At 58.1% G+C, this 19,940-nt stretch carries 23 protein-coding genes; 7 read left to right on the forward strand and 16 right to left on the reverse strand.

Annotated features, from left to right (window positions below; all coding sequences use genetic code 11):
- Position 1: 1 nt before the first annotated feature.
- Positions 2–3,439: a conjugal transfer protein TraG N-terminal domain-containing protein gene (locus M3484_RS16380; RefSeq protein ID WP_249498139.1), complete on the forward strand. Its 3,438-nt coding sequence runs from the start codon at positions 2–4 to the stop codon at positions 3,437–3,439.
- A gap of 29 nt (positions 3,440–3,468) precedes the next feature.
- Here M3484_RS16380 and M3484_RS16385 read toward each other — a convergent pair whose 3' ends face one another.
- A complete protein-coding gene (locus M3484_RS16385) occupies positions 3,469–3,780 on the reverse strand; it encodes a hypothetical protein (protein ID WP_249498141.1) in 312 nt (103 codons plus the stop codon).
- A 168-nt stretch (positions 3,781–3,948) separates the two neighbouring features.
- Complete coding sequence (locus M3484_RS16390) at positions 3,949–4,098, reverse strand: hypothetical protein (protein ID WP_249498143.1); 150 nt, start codon at positions 4,096–4,098, stop codon at positions 3,949–3,951.
- A 356-nt stretch (positions 4,099–4,454) separates the two neighbouring features.
- Between M3484_RS16390 and M3484_RS24045 the strand changes: the two genes are divergently transcribed.
- The gene (locus tag M3484_RS24045) at positions 4,455–4,742 is read left to right on the forward strand and encodes a DUF4167 domain-containing protein (protein ID WP_502942473.1); all 288 of its coding nucleotides are present in this window, start codon (positions 4,455–4,457) and stop codon (positions 4,740–4,742) included.
- A gap of 181 nt (positions 4,743–4,923) precedes the next feature.
- Here M3484_RS24045 and M3484_RS16395 read toward each other — a convergent pair whose 3' ends face one another.
- Complete coding sequence (locus M3484_RS16395) at positions 4,924–5,781, reverse strand: LysR family transcriptional regulator (protein ID WP_249498145.1); 858 nt, start codon at positions 5,779–5,781, stop codon at positions 4,924–4,926.
- Positions 5,782–5,874: 93 nt separating this feature from the next.
- Between M3484_RS16395 and bla the strand changes: the two genes are divergently transcribed.
- Positions 5,875–6,720, forward strand: a complete 846-nt coding sequence (gene bla, locus M3484_RS16400) for a class A beta-lactamase (protein ID WP_249498147.1) — start codon at positions 5,875–5,877, stop codon at positions 6,718–6,720.
- Between the two features lie 290 nt (positions 6,721–7,010).
- Here the strand turns inward: bla and M3484_RS16405 are convergent, their stop codons facing one another.
- From M3484_RS16405 to M3484_RS16430, 6 genes are all read right to left on the reverse strand, one after another.
- Positions 7,011–8,450, reverse strand: a complete 1,440-nt coding sequence (locus M3484_RS16405) for an IS1182 family transposase (RefSeq protein WP_249498154.1) — start codon at positions 8,448–8,450, stop codon at positions 7,011–7,013.
- Between the two features lie 303 nt (positions 8,451–8,753).
- The gene (locus M3484_RS16410; RefSeq protein WP_249498156.1) at positions 8,754–9,983 is read right to left on the reverse strand and encodes a mechanosensitive ion channel family protein; all 1,230 of its coding nucleotides are present in this window, start codon (positions 9,981–9,983) and stop codon (positions 8,754–8,756) included.
- Positions 9,984–10,247: 264 nt separating this feature from the next.
- Positions 10,248–11,054: an ectoine/hydroxyectoine ABC transporter ATP-binding protein EhuA gene (gene ehuA / locus M3484_RS16415; protein WP_283258469.1), complete on the reverse strand. Its 807-nt coding sequence runs from the start codon at positions 11,052–11,054 to the stop codon at positions 10,248–10,250.
- 8 nt (positions 11,055–11,062) lie between these two features.
- On the reverse strand, positions 11,063–11,731 hold the full coding sequence (ehuD, locus tag M3484_RS16420) for an ectoine/hydroxyectoine ABC transporter permease subunit EhuD (RefSeq protein WP_249498158.1): 669 nt from the start codon (positions 11,729–11,731) through the stop codon (positions 11,063–11,065).
- A complete protein-coding gene (ehuC, locus tag M3484_RS16425) occupies positions 11,728–12,399 on the reverse strand; it encodes an ectoine/hydroxyectoine ABC transporter permease subunit EhuC (RefSeq protein ID WP_249498160.1) in 672 nt (223 codons plus the stop codon). The genes ehuD and ehuC overlap by 4 nt, the downstream gene beginning before the upstream one ends.
- A 94-nt stretch (positions 12,400–12,493) precedes the next feature.
- A complete protein-coding gene (locus M3484_RS16430; RefSeq protein WP_249498162.1) occupies positions 12,494–13,339 on the reverse strand; it encodes a transporter substrate-binding domain-containing protein in 846 nt (281 codons plus the stop codon).
- Between the two features lie 237 nt (positions 13,340–13,576).
- Here M3484_RS16430 and M3484_RS16435 point away from each other — a divergent pair, with 237 nt between their 5' ends.
- Together M3484_RS16435 and M3484_RS16440 are read left to right on the forward strand one after the other, a co-directional pair.
- Positions 13,577–14,059, forward strand: coding sequence for a MarR family winged helix-turn-helix transcriptional regulator (locus M3484_RS16435; RefSeq protein ID WP_249498167.1), 483 nt, complete (start codon positions 13,577–13,579; stop codon positions 14,057–14,059).
- A 308-nt stretch (positions 14,060–14,367) separates the two neighbouring features.
- Positions 14,368–14,682, forward strand: a complete 315-nt coding sequence (locus M3484_RS16440) for a YncE family protein (RefSeq protein WP_249498168.1) — start codon at positions 14,368–14,370, stop codon at positions 14,680–14,682.
- A 160-nt stretch (positions 14,683–14,842) separates the two neighbouring features.
- Here the strand turns inward: M3484_RS16440 and M3484_RS16445 are convergent, their stop codons facing one another.
- The gene (locus M3484_RS16445; RefSeq protein ID WP_249498169.1) at positions 14,843–15,049 is read right to left on the reverse strand and encodes a cold-shock protein; all 207 of its coding nucleotides are present in this window, start codon (positions 15,047–15,049) and stop codon (positions 14,843–14,845) included.
- 433 nt (positions 15,050–15,482) lie between these two features.
- Between M3484_RS16445 and M3484_RS16450 the strand changes: the two genes are divergently transcribed.
- On the forward strand, positions 15,483–15,800 hold the full coding sequence (locus M3484_RS16450; protein WP_249498170.1) for an H-NS histone family protein: 318 nt from the start codon (positions 15,483–15,485) through the stop codon (positions 15,798–15,800).
- A 112-nt stretch (positions 15,801–15,912) separates the two neighbouring features.
- Here the strand turns inward: M3484_RS16450 and M3484_RS16455 are convergent, their stop codons facing one another.
- Positions 15,913–16,863, reverse strand: a complete 951-nt coding sequence (locus M3484_RS16455) for a glutathione S-transferase family protein (protein ID WP_249498172.1) — start codon at positions 16,861–16,863, stop codon at positions 15,913–15,915.
- Between the two features lie 396 nt (positions 16,864–17,259).
- Between M3484_RS16455 and M3484_RS16460 the strand changes: the two genes are divergently transcribed.
- Complete coding sequence (locus tag M3484_RS16460) at positions 17,260–18,000, forward strand: hypothetical protein (RefSeq protein WP_249498180.1); 741 nt, start codon at positions 17,260–17,262, stop codon at positions 17,998–18,000.
- 62 nt (positions 18,001–18,062) lie between these two features.
- Here M3484_RS16460 and M3484_RS16465 read toward each other — a convergent pair whose 3' ends face one another.
- From M3484_RS16465 to M3484_RS16485, 5 genes are read right to left on the reverse strand one after another with little or no spacing between them, the layout of a single operon-like run.
- The gene (locus M3484_RS16465; protein WP_249498189.1) at positions 18,063–18,233 is read right to left on the reverse strand and encodes a hypothetical protein; all 171 of its coding nucleotides are present in this window, start codon (positions 18,231–18,233) and stop codon (positions 18,063–18,065) included.
- Positions 18,233–18,598 (reverse strand): hypothetical protein, encoded by a 366-nt coding sequence (locus tag M3484_RS16470; protein WP_249498191.1) that lies wholly within the window; start codon positions 18,596–18,598, stop codon positions 18,233–18,235. The genes M3484_RS16465 and M3484_RS16470 overlap by 1 nt, the downstream gene beginning before the upstream one ends.
- The gene (locus M3484_RS16475; RefSeq protein ID WP_249498193.1) at positions 18,595–18,984 is read right to left on the reverse strand and encodes a hypothetical protein; all 390 of its coding nucleotides are present in this window, start codon (positions 18,982–18,984) and stop codon (positions 18,595–18,597) included. The genes M3484_RS16470 and M3484_RS16475 overlap by 4 nt, the downstream gene beginning before the upstream one ends.
- On the reverse strand, positions 18,941–19,516 hold the full coding sequence (locus M3484_RS16480; RefSeq protein ID WP_249498202.1) for a DUF2726 domain-containing protein: 576 nt from the start codon (positions 19,514–19,516) through the stop codon (positions 18,941–18,943). The genes M3484_RS16475 and M3484_RS16480 overlap by 44 nt, the downstream gene beginning before the upstream one ends.
- Entirely contained in the window at positions 19,516–19,926 is a 411-nt protein-coding gene (locus M3484_RS16485) for a hypothetical protein (RefSeq protein ID WP_249498204.1), read from the reverse strand. The genes M3484_RS16480 and M3484_RS16485 overlap by 1 nt, the downstream gene beginning before the upstream one ends.
- Positions 19,927–19,940: the final 14 nt, after the last annotated feature.

The raw sequence follows: 19,940 nt of genomic DNA on the forward strand, positions 1-19,940 counted from the left end.
CATGCAGTGGGAAATCTACACGACCGGCGGCGGCTACTACCTCTATGACGTGTTCAACATGCTGGCAGCCTATACCGGCAGCGGCAATTTCAGGAACCTGATCCAGATAGGGATCATCGTCGGCATTGGCTGGTCTGCGGTGCAGCTGGCTTTTGGCGGTAACCTCGGATCAACCATGAAATACATCATGACCATGATCGTGGTGATGATGCTCGCCCTCATGCCGAAATCCAGCGTGGTGATCATCGACAAGACCATGGGCACGATCCCGATCTATGGCATCGTGGACAATGTTCCGACCTCGGTGGCGATCCTCGGGCATTATACCTCGGCCGTCAGTTACTATGTGACCGGCCAGATGGAGACCTTGCTCTCGACGCCCACCGATCTGACCTATCAGAAAAACGGGATACTGTTCGGCTCGACCCTGCTGGCGCAGGCGGCGAACTGGCGGGCGGTTAGCCCGAAGATCCACGAAAACCTGGTCAACTATATGCAGCAATGCACCATAGACCCCGCCAATCTCGGGCATATGGATCTGGAAATGCTGGCGACCAATGGAGACATGGAAGGCTTCATCACCGCCAATATGCCAGCCTCCATGGCCTATTATGATGTGACGACCGGCCAGACCCGGACCTGCTCTGCAGGATGGGCAGACGTGCGCGCCTCCGTGACCTCGGAGGTGAATGCGGTCCTCGCACAGAAGGCAGCAGAGATGTTCCAGGGGGCCAATGCGACCGGCCCTGCCAACATCGCGAGGCTTCAAGGCACTCTGGGGGATTTCCAGGGCATGATGGCAATGTCTTCTGCCTCGGCTGTCTCGACCATCAAGCAGGCGATGTATGTCAACGCCCTTGATGATGGGATGATGCGCTTCATTGCCACCAGTGGAAACAGCGCGGCCATGGACATCTATCAGGTGGCCCGGGCCGACATTCAGACCAGATCGAGCTATGCCGCCATTGGCGCCAATGCGGCCAAATGGGTACCGCTCCTGAAAATCGTCTTCGAGACTCTTTACTATGCGGCTTTCCCGCTGGCGGTCCTGATGATGATGACACCGATGGGGCCCGCCGTCCTCAAAGGCTATTGCGGCGGCTTTGTCTGGATCGCCGCTTGGGAACCGCTCTCCGCGATCCTCCATTCCATCGTGATCAAGGCTTCGGCTGGCTTCTACCGCTCGGCAGGAGCGGTAACTTCGGACGGATCGGTTTCTGATGTGGTGCTATCATGGGCAAACCACTTCGGAATCCGGGCCGTCGAACAGGATGTGGGCACGGTCGCGGGTTTCCTGATGATGTCAGTCCCCTTCCTCGCCTCTGCGATCATGTTCGGCGCGAACCGCATGACCGGCATGGCGACCTCGATGCTGAACGTCAGCCAAGGCGCGGCCATCGAGACGGGCAGGGAGGCTGCTACCGGCTCCATCGGCCTCGGCAATCTCTCGATGAACAACTATGCCGGGAACAAGATGAACATGTCCTCGGTCATGGATACCGGCCGGGAAAGTATCACAGCCGGAAATGGCGGGATCGTCACGCGCAACGCGGACGGCACGTTCTCCATACAGGCAGGCAGCTCGGTCTCGAATGGTGGTATCAACGCACAGGCGAGCCAGATGGTGCGCTCCGAACTGTCTCGCCGGGCCGATGAGTCCCGCACGGCGGCCAGCAGCGCGGCATCGGAACTGTCGGATTACATCAGTAATGGCGCGAGCGAGCTGACCGCCTTCAGCCGCTCGGTCACCTCGGGGGAAATGTATTCCTCGGGCGAGTCTTCGGATATCACCCAGAATGGCACCATGGCCGTGCGCAACGCCTTCAGCAAAGTTGAAGAGTTTGCTCAGAAGCATGGGATTTCGGCTGAAACTGCTATGAGGGCGACCATTGCAGCTCAGTTGGGTGCTGGTGGCGGAGCAGGTTTGAGCGCTTCCGCGACACTTGGAGCCACAGGTTCTATCGACGGAAAAAGTGGCGAAGATTTTCATGAGCTTGTCCGCGCCGCGCAGGATGCCGGTCTCACGCATGAACTTACTCGGATCTCGTCGGCCAGATCGTCACTTGGCACCAGCAAAACAGCCGGATCTTCGGACGGTGCAAGCGAGGATAAGCGTTTCTCCCTGGATGAAGGTCAGAGGCTTGCAGAGACTTATGTCAGCCGGTTGGATGAGGCGCAGAGCTATGCAACCGCAGCGAGCCGGATGGAATCTGCAGGTGTCGCTCTCGACACGAACCTCAATCAGATGTTTGCCAATCAGCTCATTGCCAACGGTTATGATCCGCTGGAAGACGCACCGCGGATTATGAGCCCGGTGACACCGGAACAGATGGAGGCGAAGGACCGTATCCTTGGGGAAATGGTCGATCAGGTTGTGGATCAACTGGTCCCCGCCGCGCCCACTGATCCTACAGCAGGCTATTCGGTAGAGACGGATCGCTCTTCATTCGCAACCGCTCCAGCCCGCTCGACGAGATTTAGGGATGGCGAAAGCATGTCGATTTACGATGCCAGCGAAGAACTTGCGGAGAAAAAAGCCTTCAATGAGGAAATGGTGAACGGCGATTTCAACCTGTTCCACGGGGAGTGGAACAAAGAGTGGCAGGAGCGCAAAGCGGAAGTGGGAGGCACCAATAGCGCGCTTGAATCTAACATGGACCAGACCATCGGCGGGGCCATGATGAGGCGCATGGGATCTGCTTTAGGCATCACCGATAATGAAATGACCAAACTGAAGGAGGCACACCCGGAAGCCTGGTCCAGCCCGGGCACCGCACTGGACTACTATGCCAACAATCCCGAAAAGTATCAGGAGGTCATCGGCCGCCCTTTCGGTGAAGGCGCTCCCGAAATGATGGCGCCGGTTTCAACGGGACAAGCGGATACTGCACCGAACGCGGGAAGCCTTGCAGCGCAGCCTGCCACCAAGGAGGCACCAGCGCCAGCGATGACACCGCGTACCTTCACGCCGGAAGAACGGGATCTCGTCGTGCGGACCATGTTGGGAGAAGCGGCAAGCGAGGGCGATGTTGGCCTAGCGGCCGTTGCCCTCGTGATCCGCAACAGGGCAGACGACAAGCGGTTCCCCGATGGGGTAGGCGCGGTAGCTACGCAGGGAAACGGAAAGGGGATACACCAGTTCTCGGTCTGGAATGACGATGGCTCAGGCAACAATCTGCCGTCGAGGTATAATCCGGGCGACAAGCAATATGAACGTGCCGCTTACATCCTCGATGTGGTGATGGGGGGACTTGTTCCAGACTTTACCGAGGGCGCGACCCATTACTATTCCCCGGCCGGGATGCGCCAACTGGTAGAAACCGGCTATCAGAAAAACCTGATCCCAGGCTGGCTCAACAGCGAAACAGCAGGCCGGGATGCTCCAAATGTTCAGATCGGCGGGCATATATTCACCGGACAGGTGAAGCCGAAGGAATGAGAAGGGCGGCTTTGCCGCCCTTCTCATTCTTATCCCCAAATTGAGCGTGAGGTGAGATCTTGGCCCATCGCAGATGGTGATTCCTGTCTTGGCGGCTCTGCAAGCAACGCTTCCAACATGTAACTATTGGGTTTTGTGTACGGCTGTCGGCCTCCGACAAACGCCGCAAAGACAGAAAACGCCGTGAACACCCACCACCCTGAACCGAGAGCAAGTCCAAGCAGGAACGTAATTCCGGCAATGATCACGAAGGCAATACGTGCGCGGCTGATCCAGCGCGGCGACCGGACAGGGGTCTTTCTGACTTCGCCGCGAACCGGCTTGTAAGCAGGGGTCTGCATCGCCTTGGCCTCCAGCAGAAAACGCCCGCACAGGCGATCTGTGCAAGCAGGGGTGTTTTTTGGGCTCCGATCTTACCATGAAAGCATGCTCCGAGATACCCTGTTTGTTCTCACCGCCCCCTCATGTCGGCATGGCTGATCGGGTCGTCTTCTCGGCCGTCTGGAATACTAATTGACCGGCTGATCCTCGCTGCGCGGCGTTGAGAAAAGCAGGTCGATGAGACCTTCGTGGTCCCTGACCTCTGCAACCAGAGCCACCGCGACCTCATTGAATTTTGCCTCTTCAAGCATCCGGTAGGCTTCTCCGAAGTCGGACAAGCTCTGTGCCTCTCCAGTGCTTTCGTTTGCCATATAGCATACGGAACCGTCCGGCATGGTAAGGGCTAGGAACCATGCCTTCGCCTGTTCCCCAGGACCGCACCCAACGAGGCGAGGTTCAGCCGCTAACCCTACAAAATTCGGGAGCTCCGATTGGGTGAAGTGGTCCGCGAGCTGATGTGCAATCTCGGCCATGAGTAACGCCCCGCCTGTCTTGAGAAAAGAAATTGCTGCAAGGGCGGACGCTGTGCCAGAAGGCCGTTGGCTATGCCGGTCTACCCTACATGCCAACTTATGTGGTGCAACACCGATTCAGGTGCTTTCGCCGCCGCACCCCTTCGCGCGTTTGGAAATTTATGAAACCGTTCAGACCTCGCCGGCGTCGACCGCCGCGCCAGCATACCCCTGCTGATCCGGCCAAGCGTGCCTTTGACAGCTCGGGGCCCAACGGGAAGATCCGAGGGACACCGCACCAGCTGATCGAGCGCTACACCCAGATGGGCCGAGACGCCCTGCTCAGAGACGATCCGGTTGTGGCACAGTCATGTTTCCAACACGCGGAACACTATGTGCGACTTCTCGCACCGGCGCAGAGGGCATCCGAGGACAGTCACGATGCCACGGAAGCCGCAGGGGAGGCATAGCTCCATCGCAAGCTCAGCTGACCGCTATGCGGGACAAAGCTGCCGGTTGCAGTTGCCCCAAGATGAAGCTCACCATCGCACCAAGACAGACTCGACGGTCGAACGCATTCCGTAGGCGATGCGGCATGGCGCACGACCAACTCGAAAGATTGGGTTTGGAGGAGCCTTTAACCGCTTTCCCTCAGGCTTCCCGCATCCATTCCAGAAGCGCGTTCAGGGCGGGCGTCATGCGCCGATCTCTCGGGGTGGTCAGCCAGTAGCTGCCCAATGTCACAGCGGTCGTGAAGGGACGCTTCAGGCGACCGGACTGGATTTGCCGTTCGAACATCGGAACGGGCAAGAGCGCTACGCCGAACCCCTCGGCCGCCAGGTCCGCCATAGCGACGGAGCTGTCCAGCATGGGTCCTGTCAGCGGTGGGCAGGGTTCGCCTGCCTGCGCCAGCCAAGTGGGCCATTCGTCGGCTCGGTAACTGCGCAGCAACCGTTGCCCTCTCAGGTCGGCGGGAGTGCGCAGGTTCATTTCCGGGGCGCAGAGGGGCGACATGGGGGCATCCATGACATGATGCGCCTCGATGCCTGGCCAATGGCCCCTGCCGAAGCGGATGGCCGCGTCCAAGCCTTCGCGCGCGATCTCAACGCGGTTGTTGTTGGTAGAGAGGCGCAGCGTGATTCCGGGGTGATCTTTGGCGAATGCCTCCAGTCGCGGGATCAGCCAGCACGCGGCAAAGGTCGTGACGGCGCCGATGTTCAGCACTTCGGACGGTTGGCCGCCGGTGACGCGATCCAGCATCCGGGCGATGTCGTCCAGGCCTCGCTCCATCACCGGAAATAGGGCTTGCCCGGCATCGGTCAGCTTCAGCCCCGACGGCGTGCGATGGAACAGGACCAGTCCCATCGCATCCTCCAACCGCGAGATCTGGTGGCTGACGGCGGCCTGGGTCACGCGCAGCTCGATCGCGGCGCGGGTAAAGCTGCCCTGACGGGCGGCCACCTCGAAGCTGCGCAGGGCGTTTAATGGAATGTCGGGGCGGTCGGGCATGAGCTGAACTTATACCGCGTCTAACCTTTTGTCGTCTTTTTTCTCTCAGTAGGGCCAGATACCAGCCGCCCTCCACAGTAAGAAAGACATCCCATGACTTTTATTCGTCCTGCCCTATTTGCAGCGGCGCTTGCGCTGCCACAGATGGCCCAAGCAGAGACACTGGATCAGGTAATCGACCGGATCGAAAGTGACCTTAGTGCGCGGGTTGGCGTGGCCATTCACGACAGCAATACCGGACGCGAATGGGCGCATCGCGGAGACGAGCTTTTCCAGATGAACAGCACCGTGAAGGCACCGCTTTGCGCTGCCATCCTGGCGCGTGACGATATCCAGCTGACGGAAGTCTTGCCGATCCGTGCGGAGGACATTCTGGAGTATGCGCCCGTCACCGAACAGCGCGTCGGTGGCGAAATGACCGTCGCGGATCTGTGTCTGGCTGCGGTGGATCAAAGCGACAATACCGCGACGAACATCCTGTTCGACCGTCTGGGCGGGCCCGAGCAACTGACGGCATATCTCCGCGACATCGGCGACAATGTGACGCGCTCGGACCGCATCGAGCCGGAGCTGAACACCTTCGCGGCGGGCGATCCGCGCGACACCACCACCCCGATGGCGATGATCGGCTCGCTGCGCACCATCCTTGTCGGCGATGGACTTTCTGCCCAGGATCAAGAGCAACTCGCCGCTTGGATGCGCCCCGGCGGCGTGACCGGCGAGCTGATCCGCCCGGCAGTGCCGGCTGGCTGGGACGTGCTCGACAAGTCGGGCGGTGGTGCCACAACGCGCAACCTTGTCGTCATGCTGACGCCGCCGAGCGAGGCCCCGATCTTCGTCAGTCTTTCGATCTCGGATACGGAAGCGGATTTCGCGACCCGTAACGCCGCCTTGCAAGATCTCGGAGCGGCGGTGATGGGGCAGATCCTCGGCAACTGACGGATCCGAGAGAACTTTCGGCGCCACGGAAGCTAATGAGCGGGGGCAAACGGGCGGCAACAATAGCCGGTTTGTCCCACACTGCTGGCCTTAATTCTCTTAGTGTGCCGCACCCGGTGGCCTTCGGCCGCTTGCGAGAACTCTGCGTCGCAGCTTCCATGATATTCTGACCGGCGGGTATGGGCTTAGGTTGTGTGGAAACTCATGGCGGATGACCTTTCACACTGCTTCGAGGATGCGGATGACCCGCTGTGGGGCGGATTCGGCGGGACGTGGCTCAACGCCCTCTTTCATGCCTTCACCGCTGCCATCAGGCCACGGATGCCGATCAGCGCCACCATCCGCTTGATGTTGTAGGCGAGGACGTTCAGCGCGATTTCCGTCTTCACGTTCCTCAGCCGACGCGTCAGGAAATGGGTTGTGCCCATCCAGGCCTTTATGGTGCCGAACGGGTGCTCGACGGTGCTGCGGCGGACTGTCATCGGTTCTGAAGGGCTGATCAGCCGGGTGGGCGCCGCGTCAATCAGATGCTCATGCGCCCACCGCGTGATCCGGCGTTCCTTGCCAGTCGTGCAACTTGCTTTTACAGGGCAGCCGCCGCATTCACCTGTCCAGTAACGTCGCAACTCAAGCCCGTCTTCCTCGGTCGTGTAGCGGTAGGTCAGTGCCTCCCCGGCGGGGCAGCGATACACATCCGCATTGGCCTCGTAAGCGAAGTCGGCTTTCACATACAGACCCTTGATCCGGTTGCCTGACGTTTCCGGCCTCGGAATGGTGGTGATGATGCCCGCCTCGTGGCAGGTCAGGATCTGCCGCCCGCTGAAGTAGCCCTTGTCAGCCAGCACATGCATCTCGTCGCGGTGAAGCACCTCTTTTGCCGCCTGCGCCATTGGCACCAGAAGGTCGCGGTCATGGACCTGGTTGGTGACATCATGCGCCACGATCAGATGCGTTTCGGCATCGACGGCGGTCTGGACGTTGTAGCCGACCATGCCGCTGTTGCGGGCACTTGTCGCCATGGCGCGGGCATCGGGATCGGTCAGCGATATCTGCCCGTCCGGAGCATCGGCCAAAGCTCGATCCATCGCCTGCAGTTGCTGGATGTGCTGACGAACGCGGCCATAGCGCTTGGCCAGATGCGCGACCTTCTCGGCCCGACCCTCGCCCTCCTCCTGCCGATCGACGCGGACCATCTCGGCGATGTAGCGTTCGACGTCCGCCTCCAGATGGGCGATACGGCTGGCGATCTTGCCCTTGGTGAAGTTGCGGTCGCGGGCGTTCACCGCGCGGAACTTGCTCCCGTCGATGGCAACGCATGCACCCTTCAGCACGCCGATACGCCGACACAGCTCCACGAATTGCGCACAGGTGCGTCGGATGCCGGGGCTATTGTCGCGACGGAAATCGGATATAGTCTTGTGATCGGGAACGAGCCGGCCCATCAGCCACATCAACTCGACATTGCGTCCCGCTTCGCGTTCCAGCCGACGGCTCGAGGGGATCCGGTTCAGGTAGCCGTAGATGAACAGCTTGAGCAGAACGGCGGGATGATAGCCGGGACGACCTGTGCGGGCATGCAAGGCGCGCACGAACCCCAACTCTGCCAGATCGAGCTCATCGACGAAGAAATCGACGACACGGACCAGGTGATCCTCATCGATCCAGTCCTCGAGCCGATCCGGAAACAGCACCGTCTGCCCGCGCGCCACACCCTCGATAAAACCCGACATGCCGATCCCCCAACCGTCATGCCAAAGGTTACCACAAAACAGAGTTTCCACACAGTCTCGGCTCATAACGTCGATCATGCGGCCCGGTCGACCCACCAGTGCTGGACCGGGCCGACCGTGGCGGCCAGATGCGCCTCGCTCGTGTCGAAGTTATCACTGAAACGTGACGCCTTGTCGAATTGTCATCTGTTCGCCGCCCACACGGACGGCGCAACAATGCCGACCACATAATCTGATATGAAATGGGCCGCCTGCCCATCACATTGGCATTGCGGTATTGAGATGTGTTCAGCCATAAATTATTTAAGCTTCCGTATTAGTTGGAAATTTTCTCAAGTCATTACCCGAAGGGCTCTGGAACACAGAGAGGCCGAATTCGGGCAATATCCCATAGAGGTGGTCGAAGATATCGGACTGTATGCTCTCATATGCGACCCAAGATATCGTATTGGTGAAGCAATAGATCTCAATCGGCAGACCTTCAGCTTCAGGCGACAGCTGGCGAACGATCATCGTCATGTCCTGACGGAGCTGCGAGTGAGATTTGAGATAGCTCTCCACATATGCGCGGAAGGTGCCGATATTTGTCAGGCGGCGACGGTTCGAATTTGCTGATTCAGGATCAAGCAAAGCATTCCAGTCGGACAATTCACGGGTTTTACGCTCGATGTAAGATCTGACAGGTTTCATGTGTTGTATTCGAAGCAGTTCATCGTCTGAAAGATACCTGATGGTATTTTGATCGATATGCAGCGAACGTTTGATCCTGCGCCCGCCAGAATCCTGCATCCCCCGCCAATTCTTGAAGGGCTGGGTTACAAGATTCCGAATGGGGATTGTAGTAATAGTCTTGTCCCAGTTTTGGACCTTAACGGTATGGAGCGCGATCTCAATCACATCACCATCAGCGTTCTGGGCCGGCATTTCTACCCAGTCACCGACCTTAACCATGTCGGTGGAGCTGATTTGAACCGAAGCGACCAGAGACAACAGAGTATCCTGAAAGACGAGGATCAGAACTGCGGTCAGCGCGCCAAGCCCAGAGAGCAGGATCAAGGGCGACCGATCAATGATTGCCGCGACCATCAGAATCGCTGCGATACCGTAGACTAAAATTGTCGCAACCTGGACATAGCCCTTTATGGATCTGCCATTACCTGCCGAGCGGCGATTCCAGATGGTGTGGAAAAGACCGAGGGCGGCTGAGATCGCCATCGCAAAAACAAGAATATTAAACGCATTGGCTACGTTTCGAATGATCGTGGCGAGGGCAAGTGGCATCCCGGGCACCTGCATAATGCCTGCGGAAATCACCAGGGCAGGCGCAGCGTTGGCCGTCCTTGCGATAACACCGGAGCGCACAACCTCAGGCCCCTGGATATATTGAAATCCTTCGATAAGGCGGTGAAGGAGCCTCACCAGAACGACCTTCGTGACGATATTCACCACCACTGCAGCAACAACCAGCGCGCTGAGCCAGAACACTGTTTCGATCCAAGGGGTTTCGGCCGCGATGGCCCAGAGCCTGTTCATTTTATTTGCCTCTCGTCTGCCTTTACCGCCTGCGAAGGATTGGCACCGCCATGTGACGTATCAAATCTCGCAGGTAGCATAGAAGTTATCAGATTGTTTTGATTTATGCTGCCGGGTCACGGCATTTTCGGAGGTTTCCTGCAAACCAAATGGATGTCAGGAAAGAGTGCCAGATTCATTTTCAGCCCTATGCCCACAGATAAGATACCCCGGCAATTCAAAATGAATCGCTTACTGCACTAGTTTTCCACTTAGGTGCAGATCTCAGAAAGCTTCATTTACTGCTGCGAGGAATTGCTGTGTGCGTCCTGATCTGGGACTCCCGAAAAGTTCCTGCGGGCTGCCCTGCTCTTCGATCCGCCCATTGTGGAAAAAGCAGATCCGGTCTGAAATGTCACGGGCAAAGCCCATCTGATGTGTTACCATCAGCATGGTAAGATTGTGTTCTGAAACCAGTGCCCGGATTACCTCAGTGACCTCACCCGTCACTTCGGGGTCCAGAGCTGAGGTTACCTCATCAAACAGCATCACCTTGGGACGCATCGCGAGAGCGCGGGCAATCGCGACACGTTGTTTCTGGCCGCCGGAAAGGCGTGCGGGGAACTCGTCACGCTTATCAATCATGCCGACCATAGACAGTAACTCTTCGGCGCGCTCGCAGGCGTCCTGTTTGGACAGGCCAAGAGCATGAATGGGGCCTTCCGTGCAGTTTTGGAGCGCGGTCATGTGTGGAAATAGATTGAAGTGCTGGAAACACATGCCAATTTTAGTGCGCTCGCGTCGCAAGTGATGACGATCCGCGGGAACCAGCAGCGCTCCCTTCGCCATGTGCGTCAAGGGTGATCCGTCAACATAGATCACTCCGTCATCTATTGTTTCGAGCGTCATCAACATGCGCAGGACGGTTGTTTTCCCTGAGCCGGACGGGCCGATGATCGTGACCATCTCACCCTCATCGATGTCTAGGCTGAGACTGTCCAGCACCTTGAGGTCCCCATAGCTCTTCGACACTCCGGAAAAGCGCACCATGGGACGGCTCGGGCCTTTTAGCGCCAGAGGTTTGTCAATCATGTCAACTGTCATTTTATAAGACCCAGTTTCTGTCGTAACGCCATCTCCAGACGACGAATGAGGGCGGCCAGCGGAAGTGAAATGCAAAGGAAAATAATTCCGGCCAAAGTGAATGGCTCAAGAAAGCGATAGCTTTCGGTCCCAATGGCGTTGGCGGTGTGCATCAGTTCGGTGACACCGATTACGGACAGCATCGGAGTATCCTTGAGAATTCCGACCAGATAATTCCCCATCCCGGGTATTGCGTTCGGAAGGGCCTGGGGCAGAATGATGCGTCGATAGGTATGTGCGGTCCCAAGGCTCAGTGATGTCGCCGCCTCCCATTGCCCTCTGTCGACACTGTCAAGGCCACCGCGAAACACTTCGGAGAGGTAGGCGGCATAGTGAAATCCAATCGCCATCATCCCTGCCACCCAGGGAGAGAGACGCAACCCAAACTGGGGAGCGACATAGAAGACAAAGAAGATCTGAAGGATGAGGGGTGTGGATCGAATAAACTCGACGAGTTCTCGTGTAATGACGCTAAGGCCTTTCCATGGGCTACGTTGTGCAAAAACGAAGACCAGGCCAAGGAACACAGCGATACCATATCCTATCAGAGCGGCCAGAAGCGTCAGCCCGGTTGCTTCGATAAGTCGGGGGAGTATCTCCCATGTGAAATTCCATTGCCAGTTCACGGGAGCTGCCTCCCAACCTTGCGGGCCAGAATCTTCTCAATGAACCGCATTAGCGGAGTAATTCCGAAGCGCCCAAGGATATAGTATATTAATAGGGCGGTTCCGAATATCTGTGCAGAAAGATACGTTGATGCATTGATCTGACGCGCTTCGAACATAAGGTCCGTGACGGAAATCATAGCGACAAGAGCTGTCCCCTTGAGCACCTCGATCATGAGATTGCCCCATGCAGGCAGCATGATAATCAAAGCCTGGGGAAGAATGATCCTCCACATTCGGCGGGCCGGCGACAGGCTGATTGCAATAGCGGCCTCCCACTGACCTTTTGGCACAGCCTGGATTGCACCTCGGACAACCTCTGCGCCATAAGCACCTAAGTTCATTCCGACTGCCAGAAACCCTGCGGCAAAGGCTGGAACCGTCACGCCGAACAGCGGCATGACATAAAAAATCCAGAACAACTGCACCAGAAGCGAGGTGCCTCGAAAGATCTCAATATAGAAGGTAGCGATCGCCCTGAGTGGCGCACGGCGCGAGATCCTGAGCAAGCCGAAAGCCAGCGCGATGATGATCGCCAGGATCGCAGCCAGGGCAGTTTGCTGTATGGTTACAAGGGCTCCCGATAGCAGGCGGGGACCGTATTCGGTCAGAAATTCTATGAAGGTCAAGCTCGCTCTTTCCCGGGTCCAGGTACCCAGTCATCGGCCGGAGGAAACGATGCACCGCCGGACGCTCCGGCGGTGCAAAGAACTGTCATACTATTTATCGGTTCTCACAAACCCAGGCGGCTGTCTGCTCTCCAGGCAGGTTCGCCTCGGTGTAGCCATAAGGGGCAACGGCCTGAAGCATCGCGTCAGAACCGAGAAATTCCGCCTGTGCTTCATTGAACTTTTCGACGAAGTCGCTGTCATCCTTACGGAATGCCACCGCCGCCCAATTTATGGTCCAGTCCGGCATTTGCGAAACGTCAGAAACCTCTAAGTCATCACGTCCTTCGGTAAGCGCTATAGCAGAGAAGTGTGTTACGCCGCCCGCGTCAGCGCGCCCGGCAGTCAGCGCCGCCACGATCTCCGAGTTGCCGGGAACCTGCATAATATTTGCATCCGGCACGCCCTCTTTCCGCGCAATCTCGACCGTGTTGTAACCGGATCCGGTTACAAACACCCCCTCTAGTGCAACCAGGTCAGCGTAGGTATTGATGCCTTTCGGGTTTCCTGTGGGCACAAGAAACGCATCACCCGCCTGCAACATTGGCTCCGCGAAAGCCACATTCGCACAGCGACTTCCGGTAATATTGAGGCCGCCGGTAACGATGTCGATCCTGCCCGCGTTCAGTGCCGGGATCAGCCCGCCCCAGTCCATGACCACGACCTCGATGTTTTCGTAACCCATGGCCTTGAGCACGCCGAGCGTGTGGGCATTCACAAAGCCCTCCGGCGAGTTGCCCTCACCTGGGTAGGCAAACGGTGTTTCGTTCGCAAATCCAATACGGATTGGGTCTCCGGCCCCGATGCGGTCTTCGAGTTGCCCCGCCATAGCATGACCAACACCTATGGCAAGAATGGATGCAGCTACCGCAACACGGCGCCCAAGTGGCAAGATCTTCATGAAATTTCCCTTCAGTCATTCATGGCCCCACCGGCGTGCAGGGGAGGGGCGAAGGATGCATATTAATTCGTAGCACGAAGCATAATGATGTCAAGTAAGTCGCAGTTTTATATTAACAATCTGTTTTTAATGGATAATTATTAGAACCTCGGAGATAAAAAGTTGCTCATACGAATAAATATTCGCTGGTTTCATCCTGTAAGTTCTGGCGATAGTGGGCGATGATGGCATCGCAACATGATGGGCAAATCGATGCAGCCGATTACTCGACAGACGTTCAGTTCTATGCGTCGCATCCTCCGTGCGGTCGAGGCCAGGGAACGCAGCCTCAAGGCGACAACTGGTCTCACCTCGTCACAGCTTATGCTTCTCCAGCATTTGGACGGCGCGGAAAGGATGGCGCGGGATCTCGCGAAGGGACTTGGCGTGAACCAGGCGACAGCCACTGTTATGATTCAGAGGCTCGAGGCACGAGGGCTTCTTAGTCGTCGCCCTGGAACTGATCGCCGCCAGACCCTGTTGTCGCTGAGCGACGCAGGAAGAGAAGCACTCGAAGCCGCGCCAGATCCACTGCAAGCAGAGGTCTCATCGAAACTAGAAAGCTTGCCAGAGTGGGAACAGCTCATGATAGGCTCCGCGCTGCTGCGCATCGCAGAGCTGATGGATACAGATGATGATGCCGCGCCGCTGCTCGATTCCGCTCCCGTGCTTAACACCTAGACCCCATTTCTGAGGCTCGACGCCAGCCAATCTGGTCCAGACCTCGAACGGAGAATACCGAGGCCGCCGCACGACCTCTCATATCAACGGTGGCAGCTATCTCTTTTGGCAGCACTAAGCAGTTCCGAGTGCAATGATTACTTGGTCTGCAAGTCTGCGCGCGGCAGACGCCAGGCATTCCCCGCGCCGGCTGACAAAGGCCACTTAGCGGCGCTCGTGCGGGGACGGTGTCTGCTGTGAACCTTGGGCTGGATGCCGGACTCAACCGGCTGATCGCAACGGATCAGGGCAATGAGTTTATCACCGGCATGCGCGAGGACCTGATCCCCGCCTATCAGTTGAAGGCTACCAGAAATGAAGTGCTGATCCTCGATGCTGAAAGCGGCGAGACGCTAAGCCATATCGGTGGCCTCAGTGGGCCGGTCGCGCCCTTCTTCGATCCGGATGGGAGCCGAATTTTCGTGTCCAGCCGCGAAGATGGCACTGTCCGGGTGTATGATGGCGAAAGCTATGCGCCGCTGCAGACCATCGCTCTGCCGGATCACCCGAACAGCTTTACCTATGACGCCGGCCGCAAGGCCCTCTTTGTCACGATAAAAAAATGGCGAAGGGAAAAGGGGTGACGAGAGCGTGGTGAGACTACAGTTCGACTGAGCGCTTTTGGTGAGGCAAGGCTCCCCGGTTTTCACCGGGGAGCGCATAGCAGGATCTGAACTGTGCATCGAAGAGGCCCCGATCCATGCCATGCCTGGGGGCTAGACTGTCGCCTGATTGCCCTTACGATCAGATCAGTTGGAGATTGATCGCGCTGGTCTTGCCGTTGCGCCCCGTTTCCGGCTCATAGGAGATTTTCTGGCCGTCCGACAGATCACGGATGCCTGCGGCCTGAACCGCGGTGATATGGACGAAGATATCCCCGCCGCCTGCATCCGGCTGTATGAAGCCGTAGCCCTTGTCAGAATTGAACCATTTGACAGTTCCGGTAGCCATTTTGTATTCCCTGAATTAACCAATAATAAAGCAGCGACCCGAGAAGTCGCCCACGCGCGGCATATAGAAAGCGAACAATTCGCTGTTTGCAACCGGCGGAATTTCCTGAATCAGCGAGTTCTGGTTGTCATATTTCAACATCAACGCCATGCTGACTGCTGCTGCCCGTCGCGATAGATAGTCCGGGAGCTTCCTGTTAGCCACTTTCCTAAATCGAACATTTCTTCCTGATGGGCGGATGCCGGTCACATGTTAAGCCGCGCTCTTGGGCGGCGTGTGAGAAGCGTCACAGGGAGGACGGTCGCCATAAGCAGCGGCTTGGCTCACTGGGCAACGGACTGGCGGGCAGACGTAAGGATGCGAATTCGGGATCAAGCTTGTTGTGTGCGGCACATCGGTTTAATGCTCATGCCAATGTAAGCGTGAGGCACAAATGTCCGATATCAATCTCGATGACCTGTCCCTGCCGGAGCTGAAGAAGCTCGAGAAGGACATCGCCAAGGTAATCACCGGCTATCAGGACCGGAAGCTGGCCGAAGCACGCTCCGAGCTGGAGGCCGTTGCACGCAGCCATGGCTTCAGCCTTGAGCAGGTGCTTGGTGCCAGCCCCGCCCGCAAAAAGACGCCGGCCGAGGCCAAATACCGGCACCCGGAAAACCCGGAGATCACCTGGAGCGGACGCGGGCGTAAGCCGGGCTGGATCGCGGACGCGCTGGCCTCCGGCAAAGCGCTGGAAGACTTCGCCATCTGAGTGAATCCTGACTGGCCATGTCCGACCGGCATGGCCAATTCTCCCGTGGTGGCACTGCCGCATTGTATGGAAGCTGTGCTGTGGAGAATCTGACGCGCTCTGAGCTGTCCGCTCAGAATGGCAGCTCGGGCCCGATCGGAACAATGCCGCCCGGATTTAACTGCCGGTGGCTTTCATAATAATGGCGCCGGATGTGCTCCATATTCACCGTTTCCTTAACGCCCGGAACGGCAAGAAACTCGCTCAGGAAGCGCGAAATGGCCTCATAATCCAAGATGCGGCGCAGATTGCATTTGAAATGACCATGATAAACGGCATCGAACCGGATGAGTGTGGTGAATAGCCGGATATCCGCCTCTGTCAGGCTGTCACCGGTCAGCCACCTGTTTATCGTGAGGCGGCCCTCGAGCCAGTCCAGCGTCTCGAAGACGGCTTCCGCCGCCTCCACATAGGCGGCCTGGCTGCCAGCAAAGCCGGCGCGGTAAACGCCGTTGTTCAGATCCCGGTAAACGCGATCATTGATTGTGTCGATTTCTCCGCGCAGCGCCACGGGATAGAAGTCTCGTCCGTTCGCTCCGACGGCGTCAAAAGCGCTGTTGAACATGCGGATGATCTCCGCGGATTCATTGGACACAATCGTGTTCCGCGTTTTGTCCCAGAGCACCGGAACGGTCACCTTGCCGGTATAGCGGGGCTCCGCGCGGGTATAGATTTCGTGCAGAAACTTCGTGTCATGGAGCAGATCCCCCGCAACGCAGGGTGCAGGAGCAAAGGTCCAGCCCTGATCCGCCATCAGCCAATTGACCACACTGACACTGATCAGGTCCTCAAGGCCCTTCAGACGGCGCGTGATCAGGGTCCGATGCGCCCAGGGGCAGGCCAGACTTACATAGAGATGGTAGCGCCCGGCCTCCGCCGCAAAGCCCGGTTCTCCGCCGGGGCCGGCTGAGCCGTCCGCCGTGATCCAGCTTCGGAAACCTGAGTCCTGGCGATGGAACTGGCCATCTTTCGCTCGTTTTATAACGTCCCCGCTGGTCCATTTTCCGTTGATCAGCTGGCCCATGATCCTGTCCCGTCTCCGAATTTCGATGAATCCAGTTTATGGAAGTATTCGCCAGCGGATATGGTTCCAATGGTGCTCATCGTCTTCCCTGCATTGTGACAGCCGGATCCACGGTATGAGTCGCATTCTCAACGCAGCATGCGCGACGCAAGTGAGCTGATCCGTCCCGTGCAAAACCGGACATATAACATGTCCCCAAGAGGCCCCAGGCGAGAGGGATTTGAAGCCGCGTCCTCGGGGGACGGTATTTCCAAAGGGTTTTGGGCAAAAGCTCCTCAGGCCACAAACGTCCTATCCTGAGAACTTGCCCTTCAGAGCTTATCAGGAGACCGTGCTATGACTTTTCAGACCTTCCGGCGGATCACATCGGCAGCCTTTATCGCTGTGGTGACATGTATGCCATCCGTCGGCGCCGCTCAGGACCCGGGTTTGCGGGACCTCTCCGTTAAGGCGAAGGAATTTGAGGCGCTGAGCAGTGTCGGTGAGAGCCTGAAGGTGGTCCTCAGGCCGGAAATTGGATTTCCGGAGGAGTATGTCGGTTACTGGGACACCGCGATTGATCAGGCCTTCGCACCGGACCTGCTTGAGGCGGATTATCTGGCCGCGCTGGAGCCCGTCCTCTCAAGTGAAAGCAAGCTGGCGATGGCGGAGTTTCTCGACTCTGACATAGGAAAGGAGATCGCGGCCATTGGCAGTGCGGCGGATGAGGAGGGTGACGAGGCAGCGCGCGTCGCCCGCGGAAAGGCATATCTCGAGGCCGCATCCCCGGAGCGCAAGGCGCAGTTTGACAGGCTCAAGGCAAGTCAGGGCGATGCCAACCGCGCGGATCTGATCATGGACGTCTATTTCCGTGCCATGGTGATCGCAGCGACCCCGATCATCGGCGCGGAAGATGCGCGCGCATGGGAGCTAAGTGCGGGCGATTTGCGCACCGGATATGTTGAAGATTCCTATCTGGCAGCCGTGGCCGGTGCGAGCCAGCTCTCGGAAGAGCACTTTGCGGCGTTGATCGAGGCGGCAGAAACCCCCGAAATAAAGGCATATGCCGAACACTCGAACATGGCCTTTGGCAAAGCGCTGCATGCCGCCGCAGATCGTCTCGAGATCACGTACGAAGAGGCCCGGAACGGTAATTGAGCGGTCGCCGCGCAGCCGAGGGGCAGCGGCGCGCGCTTACTCGGCGTGCCCCGCCCTCCGCGTCAGTAGCCTAACCAGCGCAGGACATCGCCAGCGTCGTAAGCGGCCTTGTCTCCACAATCGGCAAGAAACTCCGCAATATCTTCCTCGCGGAAAATCCCATGCCTTTGCAGCTCCCGCAGCGCCCGGGCCTTGGTGATGATCACGCCTTCGGCGCTTTCCGAATATGTCATCAGCTTCTCTCCCTGACCAGGCGATCTGCAGCCCATTCGGCAGCAGCGGCCCAACTTGGTGCGCCTCGCGTCACCTCCAGCGCCATGAGCCTGCGCGCGGTGGCCGCATCGTTCATGACCATTCTTCTCAGCCTAAGCTCCTGGGGGTGGACGCCCGGCTCAAGAAAGAACCTGCGTCCTGCTCCGCCGAATGATCGGCGCCAGCGCACCGGGCGACCAAAGGCGCGCTGTAACACGCCTTCGGTCAGGACGATCAGACATGAATAGTAGAGAAGCACGGCCGCCCAGATCACGGCGCTGTGCGCTTCGCCAGAAAGGTTGAGGAACAGGAAACGCAGATCACTCTCGACGGCCGCGAATGTCATTGGCCATCGCTCTCATTCGGCACGAAGAGAACCAACTCGCCATTGACCGGCGCTGCATCCAGCAAAACCTTGAACATGAAGTTCTGACCGGGTTTTGCTGCAAAGGCGATGCCGATCGGACGGAACCGGACACGATCATCGACTCCTTTAACCGGGGTGGTGACGCGCAATTCCTCCGGCAAGCCACTGGCATCGAGGGCAGGGCGGCCGTCCTGATCCTTAGGCGCGAAGACCAGCAGCTCACCATTCAAGGGCGTGGCATCGAGCGTGATCTTGAAGGCGAAGTTCTGTCCCTCCCGCGCGCGGTAAGCCGCCCCGATCTGGCGGAACCGCGTCTTGTCATCACGGGTTTTGACCGGCGTGGTTACGGATAAAACCTCTGACATTCGTTTCTTCCTTCTCTCTTTGTGGTGGAGGGGGGCAGAGCAGCGCGACAAGTTCGGCGCGTAGCCCGTCTGCGTCGTAACTCGCGGGGATCTCGATCCATGGGATGCCCGCTGAGACACAAGCCTGCCGCTTGATGCGGTCCCGCGCTTTGGCATTTGCTGCAGTTTTTCGGTTGCTGCCGTAATGACCCCGGCCCTGATACTCGATCACGGCCAGCGGCTTGAACTCGCGGTCTACGATCAGAAAATCTGCCCGCTTGGCATTGATGCGCCAGAAGGCCCGTTTGCTCGGGCTGGACAGAAATTCACCATAGCAGACCTGACAGAGCAGCCTCGGGCGCGAGGGGATCCCGCTCAGGGTCCGCTCGATGATAGTGAACAGACTGCGCTCTGACTTGTTCAGGACGGTGCGAGCCGCATAGGATCGCTCGAACCTGGCCTTGATGATCGCGCAGACCAGAAGGGTCGTGGCGGTGGCGAGACCGGCCACGGTGAGCAAGAACCCATTGTGTCCGATCTCGGGGAACAGCATCACTTGCAGCCCTTGTCGAACTTAACCTTCTCCAGCTGCGCGATGCGCTGCGCGATCAGCATGGAATCGTTCACATCTTTCAACTGCTGTGTGCTGCTTTCCTGCGAGGCGAGGCCGGTCAGAGCCGCCCGACCATAGCTGGTTGCCACACCGACATTGCGAATGGCGTTCACAGAACCTGCATTCGCCAGCGCAGACCCGCCGGCGAGGGTCGCGCCGATGCCGACGATCCCGCCGACAAGCTCCGACTGCCGCTGACGCGCACGCTGTTCGCGCTCGATTTCGCTGTATCGGCCATAGAGATTGGAAAGACGCGATCCAACCTGTGTGCAGCTCAGAGCCATGTCCTCCTTCGATGGTGGCTCCTTTGCAGCGCTGAGACCGTTCAGCGCCGTGGTCGCGCTGATCATATCGGTTGCTGTTC

The organism is Pseudomonas sp. GX19020, from assembly GCF_023371075.1.
Classification (GTDB): Bacteria; Pseudomonadota; Alphaproteobacteria; order Rhodobacterales; family Rhodobacteraceae; genus Pseudogemmobacter.